This is a genomic window from Gardnerella sp. Marseille-Q9691, assembly GCF_046507715.1.
Taxonomy (GTDB): Bacteria; Actinomycetota; Actinomycetes; order Actinomycetales; family Bifidobacteriaceae; genus Bifidobacterium; species Bifidobacterium greenwoodii.
In genome coordinates this window covers 323688-338163 of record NZ_JBKFXI010000002.1, presented here as the reverse complement: position 1 = coordinate 338163, position 14476 = coordinate 323688, and the positions used below count along the sequence as shown (strand labels likewise).

At 43.1% G+C, this 14476-nt stretch carries 12 protein-coding genes; 5 read left to right on the top strand and 7 right to left on the bottom strand.

Annotation, left to right across the window (positions count from 1 at the left end; genetic code table 11):
- Positions 1-69: 69 nt before the first annotated feature.
- From pgl to ACLD6A_RS04985, 4 genes are all read right to left on the bottom strand, one after another.
- The gene (pgl, locus tag ACLD6A_RS05000) at positions 70-894 is read right to left on the bottom strand and encodes a 6-phosphogluconolactonase (protein WP_019260666.1); all 825 of its coding nucleotides are present in this window, start codon (positions 892-894) and stop codon (positions 70-72) included.
- Positions 895-984: 90 nt separating this feature from the next.
- Positions 985-1926 (bottom strand): glucose-6-phosphate dehydrogenase assembly protein OpcA, encoded by a 942-nt coding sequence (locus ACLD6A_RS04995; RefSeq protein ID WP_410313750.1) that lies wholly within the window; start codon positions 1924-1926, stop codon positions 985-987.
- On the bottom strand, positions 1923-3503 hold the full coding sequence (gene zwf, locus ACLD6A_RS04990; RefSeq protein ID WP_019260668.1) for a glucose-6-phosphate dehydrogenase: 1581 nt from the start codon (positions 3501-3503) through the stop codon (positions 1923-1925). Before zwf ends, ACLD6A_RS04995 begins: the two co-directional genes overlap by 4 nt.
- 131 nt (positions 3504-3634) lie before the next feature.
- A complete protein-coding gene (locus ACLD6A_RS04985; RefSeq protein ID WP_410313749.1) occupies positions 3635-6124 on the bottom strand; it encodes an acyltransferase family protein in 2490 nt (829 codons plus the stop codon).
- A 189-nt stretch (positions 6125-6313) separates the two neighbouring features.
- Here ACLD6A_RS04985 and ACLD6A_RS04980 point away from each other — a divergent pair, with 189 nt between their 5' ends.
- The gene (locus tag ACLD6A_RS04980; RefSeq protein WP_004134152.1) at positions 6314-6808 is read left to right on the top strand and encodes an inorganic diphosphatase; all 495 of its coding nucleotides are present in this window, start codon (positions 6314-6316) and stop codon (positions 6806-6808) included.
- A gap of 92 nt (positions 6809-6900) precedes the next feature.
- On the opposite strand, the gene ACLD6A_RS04975 is transcribed toward ACLD6A_RS04980, so the two are convergent.
- A complete protein-coding gene (locus ACLD6A_RS04975; protein ID WP_410313748.1) occupies positions 6901-7692 on the bottom strand; it encodes a beta-carotene 15,15'-monooxygenase in 792 nt (263 codons plus the stop codon).
- 273 nt (positions 7693-7965) lie between these two features.
- On the opposite strand from ACLD6A_RS04975, the gene ACLD6A_RS04970 reads away from it, so the two are divergent.
- The 4 genes from ACLD6A_RS04970 (at position 7966) to valS (ending at position 13857) form a co-directional block, all read left to right on the top strand.
- The gene (locus ACLD6A_RS04970; protein ID WP_410313747.1) at positions 7966-8739 is read left to right on the top strand and encodes a winged-helix domain-containing protein; all 774 of its coding nucleotides are present in this window, start codon (positions 7966-7968) and stop codon (positions 8737-8739) included.
- A gap of 9 nt (positions 8740-8748) precedes the next feature.
- On the top strand, positions 8749-9420 hold the full coding sequence (nth, locus tag ACLD6A_RS04965; protein WP_410313746.1) for an endonuclease III: 672 nt from the start codon (positions 8749-8751) through the stop codon (positions 9418-9420).
- Positions 9421-9556: 136 nt separating this feature from the next.
- The gene (locus ACLD6A_RS04960) at positions 9557-11047 is read left to right on the top strand and encodes an ABC transporter substrate-binding protein (protein ID WP_410313799.1); all 1491 of its coding nucleotides are present in this window, start codon (positions 9557-9559) and stop codon (positions 11045-11047) included.
- Between the two features lie 47 nt (positions 11048-11094).
- The gene (gene valS, locus ACLD6A_RS04955; protein WP_410313745.1) at positions 11095-13857 is read left to right on the top strand and encodes a valine--tRNA ligase; all 2763 of its coding nucleotides are present in this window, start codon (positions 11095-11097) and stop codon (positions 13855-13857) included.
- Between the two features lie 96 nt (positions 13858-13953).
- Here valS and ACLD6A_RS04950 read toward each other — a convergent pair whose 3' ends face one another.
- Both ACLD6A_RS04950 and ACLD6A_RS04945 read right to left on the bottom strand, forming a co-directional pair.
- The gene (locus tag ACLD6A_RS04950) at positions 13954-14220 is read right to left on the bottom strand and encodes a type II toxin-antitoxin system RelE family toxin (protein ID WP_004134163.1); all 267 of its coding nucleotides are present in this window, start codon (positions 14218-14220) and stop codon (positions 13954-13956) included.
- The gene (locus ACLD6A_RS04945; protein ID WP_375169132.1) at positions 14204-14440 is read right to left on the bottom strand and encodes an antitoxin; all 237 of its coding nucleotides are present in this window, start codon (positions 14438-14440) and stop codon (positions 14204-14206) included. The genes ACLD6A_RS04950 and ACLD6A_RS04945 overlap by 17 nt, the downstream gene beginning before the upstream one ends.
- Between the last annotated feature and the right edge of the window lie 36 nt (positions 14441-14476).

Sequence of the window (14476 nt, the reverse complement as noted above, 5' to 3'; positions counted from 1 at the left end):
CATAATAATGCAAAGGCCTGTATTTTATTTTATTCTTTTTAATATATTTTGTTGCTGAATTTTATGCAGTTATTCAATAGCAGCTTGCAGTGTGCTTGCGGTGGTTAGCCAAGAGATTTCCTCAGTTCCGTTTGCAAAAGACGCAGGATATTCAGGATTATTAGCTCCCGAAAGTGAATTCATTAAAGCAGCGCCCTTTTCTGCTCCGGCAGTCAAAAACCAAGTGCGGCGACTGTGAGCCAGCACAGGAACTGTAAGCGACAATCGCATTGGCGGAAGCTTAGGGGAGTGGTTTACTCCAACAACAATGCGCTCGCGATTATTAACCTGCGGCAATCCCGGGAAAAGCGAAGCCATATGCGCGTCCGGGCCCATGCCAAGAATTGCTAAATCAAATACTGGCTCTGGCCCAAGTAATCCTGTAATTTCTTCCTCATAGTCGCGCGCTGCAGCATCTAAAATAGCGTCATTTTCAGCGTCGCTGGCTGCTGCAATTTCTTCCGCACTACGCTCATCTGCAGGCATCTCGTGAATATGAGATTCTGCCAAAGCTTTGTGAGAAGTAAGTAAGTCAAGCAGCGCTTCGCGAGTTTTGCGTGCGTTACGATCCTCACTATCGTAAGCTACGAAACGCTCATCTGCCCACCAAATATGCACTAAATCCCAATCAATCACCGTTAAAAGCGGATTGCTGGCAAGCATTTGGAACATGCGAATCGAATCCGTACCGCCAGTAATAAGTAAATGGAATGGCTTGTCGAGATTTTGCACATTAGCTTGTGACTCCATAAGAAGAATTGCCAAGCGCTGAGCTGCAACGGCTGAAAGTACGTCGGGGTTATTGTAGCCGTAAACGCTTGCGTTGTGTGCAAAAGTAACTTCATTATCTGTCATAATTATTCCTTTATGCCGTTAAAAATGTTTCACACGCTGTTTCATACGTTGTTTCACAAGTTGTTTCACGTTTTGTATTTTTTTATATACTTAACTGTTTTCTGCAGGATTATCTCGAACCAGCTGCGCGTAAATTTCGTCCGGATCAATGCGCCGCAATTCTTCACTTAAGCAATCATCCAAAGTGCGAATAGGAAGCGCAATCGGCTGAGCAGTCTGACCGGGAAGACTAATTAAAGCCTGATCTCCTCCAGCAGGGCGAGTAAGAGACAAAGTGCCGTCCTCGCGCTCTAAAGTTACGGAAGTAATTGCTTTAGCCTCAGGATTTTCAACTATTTCTACAGGCACTCGCAAACTGCTCTTAAGCCAAGCCGCAAGTAAATGCAAAGAAACATAGTGCGTAGGGCCGGTAACTTTTGCGCTAGTAATTGGCAAATGCGGAGGCTGATCGAGCATAGAAGCCAAAAGTGCACGCCATGGAGTAAGACGCGTCCAAGATAAGTCTGCATCTTGCGGAGACCAGTTTTTGCGTAAGTTTTGAACAGTTTTAAGAGTGTCGTCTGCGCGCTGAGCGTCAGTAATTCTGCTACTTGCCATAGCTCCAAGCAAATCGTGAGCAGGATCTTCCGGAGCGTTCGTCGGCCACCAGGCAACAATTGGCGCATCCGGCACAAGTAGCGGAATAACAAGCGTATCCGGATGGCGAACCAAGCCGTTATGAGGATACAAAATAATAATCTCGCCAGCCCCAGCATCAGCACCAAAACGAACTTGAGCGTCAAGATTTGGCACAATTTCTCCGCGCTCAGCAGCATTCTCGCTAGACCAGTCTCGAACCATAGCAATAACTCGGCAAGGATGCTCGCGGCTTGCAGCATTAGCAGCTTCGAGAGCATGCTCCAATTCTTGAAGATCTGTGTCGATTAAAAGAGTAAGCACGCGTCCAGTTGCAGATTCTCCGCGCTCTTCGTGCAATTCGTCGATTTTTTGCGAAATTTTACTGGTATTAGTATCAGGAAGGTTGATAATCATGGCAGTCTCCAATGACGATTGTTACGAGCAAGCATGTCGTCTGCTTCCTTAGGTCCCCAAGTTCCAGCGCGATACGGCTGTGGTTGTGTTCCAAGTGAACTCCAGAATTCCTCAATAGGATCCAAAATCTTCCAGCTCAAATCTACTTCTTCAGTAGTTGGGAACAGTGGAGGCTCTCCAAGAAGAACGTCAAGAATTAAACGCTCGTAGGCTTCAGGTGAGCTTTCAGTAAATGAGCGTCCGTAACTAAAGTCCATAGAAACGTCGCGAACTTCCATAGCAGTTCCGCCAGGAACTTTTGCGCCGAAACGCATAGTAACGCCCTCGTCTGGTTGCACGCGAATCACAATCGCATTACTGCCAAGCTCTCGAACAGCAGTTGATTCAAACGGTAAGTGTGGAGCGCGCTTAAAAATAACAGCAATTTCCGTAACACGCTTGCCTAAACGTTTACCGGTGCGCAAATAGAATGGCACTCCAGCCCAGCGGCGAGTGTCAACGTCTAGTCGCACGGCAGCATACGTTTCAGTAGTGCTTTTAGGGTCGATTCCTTGTTCTTCCAAGTAACCAACTGCTTTATAAGAACCTTGCCAGCCTGCTGCATACTGTCCGCGAGCAGTATTTGCTGCCAAATCGTGAGGCAAGCGAACTGCAGATAAAACTTTCGTTTTTTCTGCGGTCAAATCGCTTGCGCGGAAGCTTACAGGTTCTTCCATAGCAGTAAGTGCCATAAGCTGAAGCAAGTGGTTTTGAATCACATCGCGAGCAGCACCAATTCCGTCGTAATATCCGGCGCGTCCGCCAATACCAATGTCTTCAGCCATCGTAATTTGCACGTGGTCAACATAATTCGCGTTCCAAATCGGCTCGTACATTGCGTTAGCAAAACGGAAAGCCAGCAAATTTTGCACGGTTTCCTTACCCAAGTAATGGTCGATTCTAAATACGGAATTAGGGTCAAAAACTTCTGAAACAACGCGGTCTAATTCGCGCGCGCTCGCCAAATCGTGTCCGAAAGGCTTTTCAATAATTACGCGACGCCACGCGTGTTCAGAAGAGTGAGAAAGTCCAGACGCTGCCAACTGTTGCGCAACAATAGGGAAGCTTGAAGGCGGAATAGACATGTAAAATGCGTGGTTTCCGCGCGTGCCGCGGTCCCTATCTAACTCGTTTACCGTTTTGCTTAAACGCTCAAACGCAGAAGCATCGTCAAAAGTGCCGCGCACGAAGCGTATGCCTTTTGCAAGATTGATCCAAGTTGATTCACGAAATGGAGTGCGGCAATGCTGCTCAATATTTTCGCGCACAAAGTTTACGAAATGCTCGTCTGTCCAGTCTCGTCTTGCAAAACCTGTTAAACCAAATCCTGGTGGCAAAAGCCCTCGATTAGCCAAGTCGTATACGGCTGGCATAAGTTTTTTGCGTGCTAAATCGCCAGTAATACCAAAAATTACTAAACTGCACGGGCCGGCAATGCGAGCCAAACGTAAATCTCTAGGATCTCGTAATGGGTTCGTCCACGCAGACGCATCATCAGCATTGTGTTGCGTGTTAAAAGGAATCCTCAACTCAGTCATACATACTATCGTAATATTTCACTGCTATTTTTCCTACACGAGTCGTTATTTTCATTGCGATTCGTTATAAGATTTGCTTGTATCGTGCGCAAAATACTTGTAGTTATGCCAAAATTTACGTGATTAATAAATCAGGCTCCGCATAGAGCGAGTCGAATCATTTTTGCGTATTTTGGACCGCCAACTGGAGTTAAATGCACGCCGTCGTCAGTTAAATATTCAGAATGATCTTTGCTAAAACCATTCCAGTCAATAATGCCAACATTAGGATGCGTTTGAGCAAACTTGCGCAGGCGGTCGTTTGTAACATCTTGCCATGGCTGTGGAACTCTAGTTGTAACGAAATAAACAGGCTTACCCTTAGCAACATCTACCATGTGCTGAAGAACGCTGTCGTCGTGAGGTGGGCCATTTGTTCCTAGAGCGTAAATAACAACATCCCCAGCATGTTTTCTAGAAATATCTTGAGCGTATTCGTCGGCTCCGTGGAAAATCTGCCTGCTTACTTTTCCGTCAATATAAGCATTAGGCATTACTTGTAGCAAGTATGGTTTTGCGCCTTCGGTAATAGAATCGCCTACCATAGTTAAGTTTACTGAGCAAGTGTTGCGCTTTCTATCAATACGAGTGTGTGATGCTGCAAGATTCTGCGGAACTTTTTCTGCAATTGGGAAAAGCACAGGATACTTTGATGGCGTTGGCGGAAGAGATTGTTTTACTACAGCCTTGTGCGATCCTTTTGCTTTCTTATTCGAAGCAGATGCATTTGCTTTCTGGTCAGTTTTTGTTTTTTCTGCTTCAGCATTTTTAGCAGCATCTTTAGCAGCATTTACTGTTAGTTCTGGTCGAATTTGTATTGCGCGTTGTTGGGCAATACTATTCCAATTCAATGGCAAAGCAATTAAGAAAATAGTTATTACGCAAACTATTGCTAATGCTACGAAATGTACCAATTTTTGCAGATATTTTTCTGTTTGTTTTTCAAATAGTTGATAGAAACATTCTGCTACTGCAACAATTACTACAGCTTGCAAAATCTGCTCTTCCCAAGAAACAGCTGTTGTTCTTGTGGCAGGATTGCACAATTCCAAAATTGGGAAGTGTACTAAATAAATAGCAAATGCGCGCTTTCCAATATAAGATAACGGCGCAAATGCGAAAATTCTTGAGCAAATATTATCGGTCTGAGTGCAAGACCACAGTATTAGCGCGCAAACTGCCGCTGTTAAAGTGTATCCGCCAAAAGTAAATGCTGAGGATGTGCCGTCTGCATAAACAAAGCACAAAATCAGAACTATTGTTGTAACAATACCTATTAAGGATCTTTGCAACGCGTGCAAAGGGTTGTAAAACACTGTTTTTGGAGCTGTAAATACGTTATCTGGAAGTTCGCGTATTTCAGATTTAGAAGAATCTTCTAAATCTGTATTCTTGTAGTCATCGCGCAAAATTTCAGCATTGTCAGACAAATCAATTTGTAATCCAGCTCGCAAATCTTCTGGAATACTATTTTCAGCAGGAGATTTTGCAGCATTTTCATCAATATGCTTGTTGCTTGTGTTCTTTTCAGCATAAGTTTCGTTTGAAGAAGAGCTAGTAATGTCAGATTTCGGCAATATTGGGGAAATCTTAACTATTGCATGCTTATTGCCGCGAATCCAGTAAAATGCGCGAATAATCCAAGCGTGTAATGAATGTTTAGTAAACCAAGCCCCATACATTGCAAGCATTGCGCCTAGCAAGAATTCCGACGCTCTTGTGTCGAGAGAATAATAGACGCGAGCTGGAGTAGTGTAATTTCCAAACATGTAGGCAAAAGTAAACGTAAGTATTGTAGAAAGTATTGCCAATCCTGCAGTAATATACATGCGATTAATTGCGCGTTTAACAAGCTTTACTAGGGCTGTAAGAATAAGTGGCCACACAACGAATGCTTGCATGATTAAGCCAAGATACCACAAGTGTTTAATTGGGGAAGGCAATCCTGTTTGCTCAAAATAAGATAGTTTTCGCGCAACGTACATTATGTTGCTAAAGAAGCCAGCTCCAGAAAAAGCGTCCGCCTGTAATTTTGGAAGTAGACTTGGCGAAAAAAGCCACATCATTGGTGCGCTAACTCCAATAATTCCAAGGGTTGGTGGCCAAATTCGCTTTAAACGATGCCAAATGTAATTAAAGTAGCAGGTGATTAATCTTTTAAATTCACCAATTTTTGTTTTACTTTGCTCGATGCTGTTTGTATTGCTACTTGTATTGCTGCTAGTCGTAGCGCTTTTTTGAGAGTCTAAATAGCGAAGTATGGAATGTGTGCAAAAGTATCCAGCTAAAACTAAAAATAGCGTTACTCCTAAAAATCCTCCAGAAAGTGTGCTTGGGCGCATATGGAAGCAAACAATTCCAATAATTGCTAAAGCGCGTAAGCCGTCTATTGCAGGATTTCTTTTAGATTTAGTCTGATTTTTTACTTCACTAACGGTATTAGTTGACTTAGCTCTTTCGTTTGCAAGCTTTTTATTTACGAGTGTTTTACTAGCATTATTTGCGGCCTCAGCTTCCTTTTGGTGGAAGTTTTTATTGGCCGGTGAAACAGTGGAAGTATTCACGCGTTTCTTCTTTGTCATCTTGCCTGCGCTTCGTCAACCATGCTTTTGTATGTGCACATATTATGTGTAAAACAGAGCTATAATAACTGTGTCTTTCGACACTTTTGAACCGCAAAGCGTGTTTTGAAATAATGCTTTCTTTAGTGCGCGCTAAAGTGAAATAGAACAGTTGTGTCAATTGTTATTAAAGATAATAAAGGAGCCAAAATGGCAGAAACTTTTAACGTCGTGGTAGAAATCCCACGCGGTTCTAAGAACAAGTATGAAGTAGACCACGAAACCGGTCGCGTATTCTTGGATCGTACACTTTTCACCGCAATGGGTTACCCAGATGATTACGGATATATTGATGGCACTTTGGGCGAAGATGGCGATCCACTCGACGCTCTTGTTATGATTCCAAACTCCGTATTCCCAGGATGCGTTGTTGAGTGCCGCGCTGTTGGCTTGTATCACATGGTTGATGAAGCCGGTGGAGACGACAAGGTTTTGTGCGTTCCAGCAGATGTTCGTTTCGACGATATTAAGGATATCGATGATGTGAGCGAGTATCACAAGGCAGAAATCAAGCACTTCTTCGAGCAGTACAAGGCTTTGGAGCCGGGTAAGGAAGTTCTTCCTGGTGACTTCTGGGCTGGCGTAGAGCAGGCTGAGAAGGAAATCGTTGCAGCTCGCAAGCGTTTGGCAGAAAGCGAAAAGTAAGTTTTGCTTTTTGAATAAAAAAATTCCCCTGCGAGTTCATGGAAAAAATAGTTAAAAAAATAAACTCACAGGGGAAAACCTATAATGCATTCTCATGCAACTACAAGCATACCAAGTCCTGCAATATAAATCAACATTCCTGAAAACATTATTGGAAGTAACGAAATAGCAACGTCGCGAGTTACGTTATTTTCGTAGTAATTTTTGCAATTATTCCTAACCCACAAATACGAAAGTCCGGAAAGCAAAATCACCATCAATACGCATAGTGCAGCAACAAATATTCCGCCGTCTGTGTTGCGCAAAGATGGCATAAATCTAATAATAGAAGGCAAAAACATCCAGCCAGGAAGAGCTGCACAAGCAATACTTGCTGTTAGAGTGTGAGAAAGGTTTCTAACTAAATTTGTGCGGTTTTCGCGTAGCATTTGCCTTAAGAAAGTTATGAATGTTGCTGCTACAAGAATTAGCGCAAACGACACGGCCCAGCGCTCATAAGGTTTTATTGCTGCAATGAATTTACTCATTGAAACAGTTTCATTGTCAATAATAACGCTTTGTGGAAGCCAGCCTTTTAGCGCAAGAGTTGCGCACCATGCTGAAGCTACGCAGGAGAATAATGCAATAGCTCGATCAATAACGTTGCCGTGCAGTGGCCAAAAAGTAAGGAAAGTTAAAAGTATAAGCGCGCAAACAACAAGAGTTATTTTTGCGCTTGCTATCGGTAGTGCAGATGCTCCTGCAATTAGTATCACAACAAAAATCTGGCTTGCAATCATTGCTAGAAAATTAGTGTGAGGAATATGTGCTTGTTTTTGAGAGCTAGTACAAGAATTAGCATCGTTCTGCACTTGTTTGTTGCAGATATGTGTTTCGTCGCTCATAGCACTCCCGTTACGGTAAATATTCGCTCTTATGAATAGTAATATGTGTATAAACTTGATGCATATTACTTATTTCTTATTACTAATGTAGCTTACAACCTGCACTTATTGTTTGTGCTTGTTGATTACACAGAACTTTTGGATTGCTGTATTGTTGACGCTAACTTTATGCGAAATAAATTAAAGGTAAGTCGATATTTTTCGTAGCATGGTTTACAATTCCTGTAAAGGCTTGTATTTGGCATTGCATTATTTGTTGGCTGGAGGCATCACATGACCGATATTACATTGATGACTTCGTGCGCTTCTCCAGCAACTGTTTTGCCTTCGCTGGCTCTGCTTTCTCATAGAGTGCGTGTTCTTTCATTAGATTCTGCAAGTTTATCTAAACTTCCTGCACAAACAGTTCTTTTGATTGATGCTCGTGAAGATTTGGCTTTGGTGAAATCTTTATGCGCTCTTTTGCGCGCTGAAAATATTACAGTTCCAGTTGTATTGGTTCTTACAGAAGGCGGATTTACTGTAGTAAATTCTTCGTGGAATATTAATGACGTTGTGCTTACAAACGCTTCACCTGCAGAAGTAGAAGGAAGATTGCGCTTAGCTTCTCAGCGTATTACAAGTAATGGGTCGTTTGCGCAATCTCAAGATTCTCAAATTAGTGATTCTGCTGTTGACGATGGAACAATGCGCTCTGGCGATCTTGTTGTTGATATGCGCAGTTATACCGTGAGTTTGCATGGCCATCCTGTTGATTTAGCTTATAAAGAATTTGAATTGCTAAAGTATTTTGTGCAGAATCCTAGGAGAGTGTTTACTAGAGCACATTTGCTTCAGGAAGTTTGGGGATACGACTACTACGGTGGAACTCGAACAGTTGACGTTCATATTCGACGTCTTCGCGCTAAGCTTGGTGTTGAGTACGAGCATTTAATTGGCACAGTAAGAAATGTTGGGTATCGTTTTGATCCGTCTGAGGCGGAAGAAAATAGCGATGTAGATGAAGATACTCCCAGCGATTCAGATGATTCTTCAACGAATATATAAATTTGTAGTATGAAAGAATCAAAACAGGAAAAACTTGCGCGTATGCACGAAGAGTATGCGCTTCTTTGCAAAGAAATACCTGATCCTAAATGTGCGCTTAATTTTTCTAATCCTTTTGAGCTGCTTATTGCTACTGTTTTAAGCGCTCAAACAACCGATAAGCGTGTTAACTCTGTAACTCCAGAACTTTTTGATACTTTTCCAGATTCGCGTTCACTTTCTGAAGCTTCAGTTGAGCAAGTCGAATCTATTATTAAACCTCTTGGATTTTATCGAGTAAAAGCTCAGCATATTATTGCGCTGTCTTTACGTTTGGAAAGTGCTTTTCATGGCGTAGTTCCCTCAAAAATGGAAGATTTAACATCTTTGCCTGGCGTTGGTCGTAAAACAGCTAATGTTGTTAGAGGAAACGCTTTTGGATTGCCTGGTTTTCCTGTAGATACTCACGTAATACGCGTCACAGGCCGTTTAGGTTGGCGTAAAGACTGCAATAAGCCTAAAAAGTATGCAAATCCAGAATCTATTGAGAAGGAAATAACATCTTATTTCGACCCTGCAGATTGGACTAATCTTTCTCACCGTCTTATTTTGCACGGCAGAAAAATATGCACTGCTCGCAATCCTAAGTGCGCTTTGTGCCCTCTAAAAACAACATGTCCTTCTTCTAATATATTCGTTTAATGCAATTGCGTGTTGGTCTACATTCAGTTGTTGATATAGACTATGAACTATGTCAAGAACAGGCAAATACGCATATCGTACTTACAGATCATCTCATAGTCGTTCTAGCGCAGGTTGGGTTCCATGGGTTGTATTCATGGTTGTTTCTGTAGTAATGATTGGTGTTTTGTGGTGTGGATGGCAGATATACCAAGGGCGTTCGCCTATTGATTCTTTTACACATCCTGCTGGTAATTCGGTGTTAAAAGTCGGTTTAAGAACGGCTCCGGATTCTCTTGATATTCGTAAAGATAGCAGCGATTCTTTGCAGCAGGCGTTAATTGGCAACGTTTATGAAACTCTTGTAAAACGTGGTGACGATAACAGTTTGCAGCCTGGCTTGGCACAATCTTGGGATGTTTCTCAAGATGGATTAACGTATCGTTTTAATTTGCGCCAAGGTGTGCGATTCTCCAACGGTGACGTTATGAATTCGGATTCTGTGTTGCAATCATTGCAGCAAGGAATTACTAATAATTATCCAGGTTATGAAGCTTTAAACACTATTAAAACAGTTGCTAACCCAGATAATCATACTGTAGTTTTTACGCTCACAAAGCCTAACGCTTTACTTTTACGTCGACTTTCGGGTAGAGCTGGAATAGTGTATGACACTAAAGCTGTTGCTATTGATTATACGAATGGTGCTTTAGGAACTGGCCCTTTTACTGTTAGCAGTTACAATAAAGGACATTCTTTGGTACTTGTGCGCAACAATAGATATTGGGGTACGCCTGCATCTTGCGCAAGTATTACTTTGCAATATTTTGATAGTGATACCGCTTTGGCAGATGCTATGGAAAAAGGCAATATTCAGATGGCTGTTCCGCTTGAAGGCAATGAAAACAAGCGTCTTGCTGCTATTGCGGATACAAAAATGGTTGCAGGCCAAAGCACTCGCGTTCGATTCCTTGCATTTAACTCGACTGTTGCATCTATTTTCTGCGATGAGCAAGCGCGTAAAGCTGCTAGATACGCTATGAATGTGCAAACAGTGATGGCTGCTGATGGTAATGGTGGTGTTCCTGTAGGTGGACCTATTGACCCTCTTTCAACAGGATATGAAGATTTAACTGGATTGTATCCTTATAATCCTTCAAAAGCTGGTCCACTTTTCCATTACTTCAGTTCAAGTTATTTAGGAACTATTAGCTTCCTTGTTCCACAAGGTGAAGGCGATGTTGGCCGCGAACTGTCTAAGCAAATTAGCTCTGTAAGTGGTTTTAAGGTCAATCTTGAAGAGGTTGATCAAAAAACTTTGCAACAGCGTATAAGCGAAGGCAAATATGATATTGCTCTTACAACTTTGAGTAATACTTTAGATGAAGGTGCTTTTGCAGAAAGTGGCTCGCCGTTTGTTTTGCAGGATTCTAGAGCTCAGCAGGCTTGGGCGAATGCAGTCCACTCAAGAAATGCTTCAGAATATGAAGCAAACGTTCGTGCTTATGCGCGCGAAGTAAGCAATAATGCTGCAGCGCACTGGCTTTATGCTCGTAAAAGCATAATGGTTGTGAAATCTAATATAAGCGGTTACACAAAGAATATGACTGATCAGCTTCTTCCATTGCACGATGTAAGCGTGAAGTAGAAAGCGTAAGATTTGCGTTGTCGAACTGAGTTTCTAATATTCAGTTCATGAGTGAACAGGATAATAACGCAGTAAAACACGCACATTTAACACCATTGCCTAACAAGGTTGGTGTTGATGGTCTTGAAGACAAGTGGCGTAATAATTGGGAAGAAGCCAAGACTTACGCTTTCCACAATTCCCGCGACCGCAAGGCCGTATATTCTATTGATACTCCACCTCCAACAGTTAGTGGCCACTTGCACGTAGGTCACGTATTTTCTTACACGCATACGGATGTGATTGCGCGTTATAAGAGAATGCAAGGCTTTGACGTGTTCTACCCAATGGGTTGGGATGATAACGGCTTGCCAACAGAGCGCCGCGTTCAAAACTATTACGGCGTGCGCGTAGACACTTCGCTTAAATATGATCCTGATTTTAAGCCGCCTTTTGAAGGCACTGAAGGTAAGAAGATTGAAGCAAAAGATCAGGTTCCTGTAAGCCGACAGAACTTTATTGAGCTTTGCGAACGCTTAACTTCTCAAGATGAGAAGCTGTTTGAAGCTTTGTGGCGTAGGCTCGGTCTTTCTGTGGACTGGTCGCAAACTTACCACACGATTGGCGAGCAGCCTCGCCGAGTTGCACAAAAAGCATTCTTGCGCAATCTTGCTCGCGGAGAAGCATATCAGAAAGATGCTCCAGGCTTGTGGGATGTTACATTCCAGACTGCTGTTGCTCAGGCTGAGCTTGAATCGCGCGAATATCCTGGTTTCTACCATAAGATTGCGTTCCGTTTCGAAGATGGTACGCCAATTTATATTGAAACTACGCGCCCAGAATTACTTGCTGCTTGCACATCTTTGATTGCAAATCCAGAAGATGAGCGCTACAAGAAGTACTTTGGTCAGGAAGTTTACTCACCGCTATTTAAGGTGAAGGTTCCGATTTTGGCTCATTCTGCTGCTCAAATGGACAAGGGTGCTGGCATTGCAATGTGCTGCACTTTCGGTGATGTAACCGACGTTGAGTGGTGGCGTGACTTGAGTTTGCCAACTCGACCAATCATTCAGCGCAACGGCCGCATCGTTATGACCACTCCTGATTGGATTACGGACGAGTCCGGCCGCGAAATGTTCGAGAAAATTGCTGGTAAAACCACTTTCTCTGCTCGCAAGGAAGTTGTTGAAGCTTTGCAAGCTGCTGGAGATATGGAAGGCGAACCAAAGCCAACAAAGCGTATGACGAACTTCTACGAAAAGGGCGATAAGCCTTTGGAAATCGTCACTTCTCGCCAATGGTACTTAAAGAACGGTGGCACAGACGAAAAGCTGAACGCTGAGCTTATTGAGCGCGGCAAAGAACTTAATTTCCACCCAGACTTTATGCGCGTGCGCTACGAGAATTGGGTTCACGGCTTGAATGGTGACTGGCTTATTTCTCGCCAGCGCTTCTTCGGCGTTCCATTCCCACTTTGGTACCCAGTAAACGAAAATGGGGAAGTGGATTACGAGCATCCTCTGACTCCTAGCGAAGACCGTTTGCCAATCGACCCAACTATCGATGTGCCAGAAGGATTCGATGAATCTCAGCGTAACCAGCCAAACGGCTTTACTGCTGAGCAAGACATTATGGACACTTGGGCAACATCTTCCTTAACTCCACAAATTGTGACCCGTTGGGAAGAGCCAGGTGAGGAAAATCAAGCTTTGTTTAAGGCTACTTTCCCAATGGATTTGCGTCCACAAGGCCAGGATATTATTCGTACTTGGCTGTTTAGTACGGTTGACCGCGCGCATCTTGAAAACGGCTGCTTGCCTTGGAAGCATGCTGCGCTTTCTGGCTGGATTCTTGATCCTGATCACAAGAAGATGTCTAAATCTAAGGGCAACGTTGTTGTGCCAAACAAGCCAATCGAAGAGTTTGGTGCAGATGCTGTGCGTTATTGGGCAACTTCTGCAAAGCTCGGATTGGATGCAACTTACGACGAAGGCCAGATGAAGATTGGTCGTCGCCTTGCTATTAAGCTTTTGAACGCTACAAAGTTTGCGCTCGCAATTGGCCGCGAAGACGAGGAACATCAGGTTCTTGAGTCTGCCAGCGCGGATTGGGATTTTGCAGACGTTACGGAAGTTTTGGATCGCTCTGTTATGGCAAAGCTTGCATCCGTTATTCGTACCGCAACTGATGCGCTTGAATCTTACGAGCATTCTAAGGCTTTGGAAGCAATCGAAACCTTCTTCTGGGAATTCTGCGACGATTACATTGAGCTTGCAAAGAATCGTGCTTACGGTACTGCAGAATCTACTGGACGCACTCCAAGTGAAGCTGCTGTAAAGTCTGCTCGTACAACTCTTGGACTTGCACTAGACGCTTTGGCTCGCTTGCTTGCTCCTTACTTGCCTTACGCTACTGAAGAAGTGTGGAGCTGGATGCATGACGGCGAAGGCTCTGTGCATCGTGCAAGCTGGCCATGCGCTAAGGCTTACGAGGCCGCTGCAAACGGTGTTTCTGCAGATACTTTGGCTTACGCAGGTGAAGCTTTGGCTACTTTGCGCAAGATTAAGTCCGAAGCAAAAGTTTCTATGAAGACTCCTATTTTGCAAGTGACTTTGAACGTTACAGAAAATGCTTACAAGGCTGTTGAGGAGACTTTGGATGACGTTGCTGAAGCTGGTCGCGTTACTGGAGAAGTAAAGATTAACTCTGTTAAGGCTGCAGTTGCTGCTGATACTGAATCTGCTGAAGATTCTGCAGAATCTGATGCAGCTAACGTGAACGTCTCTGTTGCTCAAAGCGAACTTGGCGAAGCTCCTGCAAAAAAGAAGTAAACGCAAGTAATCGAAAATAACTAATTGCAAAACAAAAGCGCTGGAAGTCAATCTTCGACTCCAGCGCTTTTTGTGTATTTAAGCACTTAAGAATAATCACTTGTTATAAATTCTGCTACGATGATCAATATCCACAACAAAAACGGTCAGTACATTATTTTCAATCGCACAAATTATTCTGTAATCCCTTACTCTATATCTCCAAAACCCCGAATAGTTGCCAGTTAGCGCTTTGCCTCTGATTCGAGGATTGTCGAGATTGCTAATTTCGCGAAGTTCCTTAACGATTTGCTTAGCAATTGTTTTGTCAATTTTGCCCAGCTGTTTTTCAGCTCTTTTAGATAAATTAATCTTCCAAGCCAAGGCGCTTCACCACGTCGTCGAGTGGAGATGTTTCTAATTCCCCACGTTTATATGCTTCAATATCTGCCATTAGACCATATTCATGTTCAAGTTCATCGATTTGAGCCTCTAGTGCTTGATTCATGTAAAATGAACGAGTGCGGTGAGTGCTTTTAGCGAGCTGATTATAACGATCTAAAACGTTAGAGGGTACTCTTAATCCTGTAATTGTTGCAGCCATTCCTAATCTCCAATGTAAAACATGTAAAACATATAT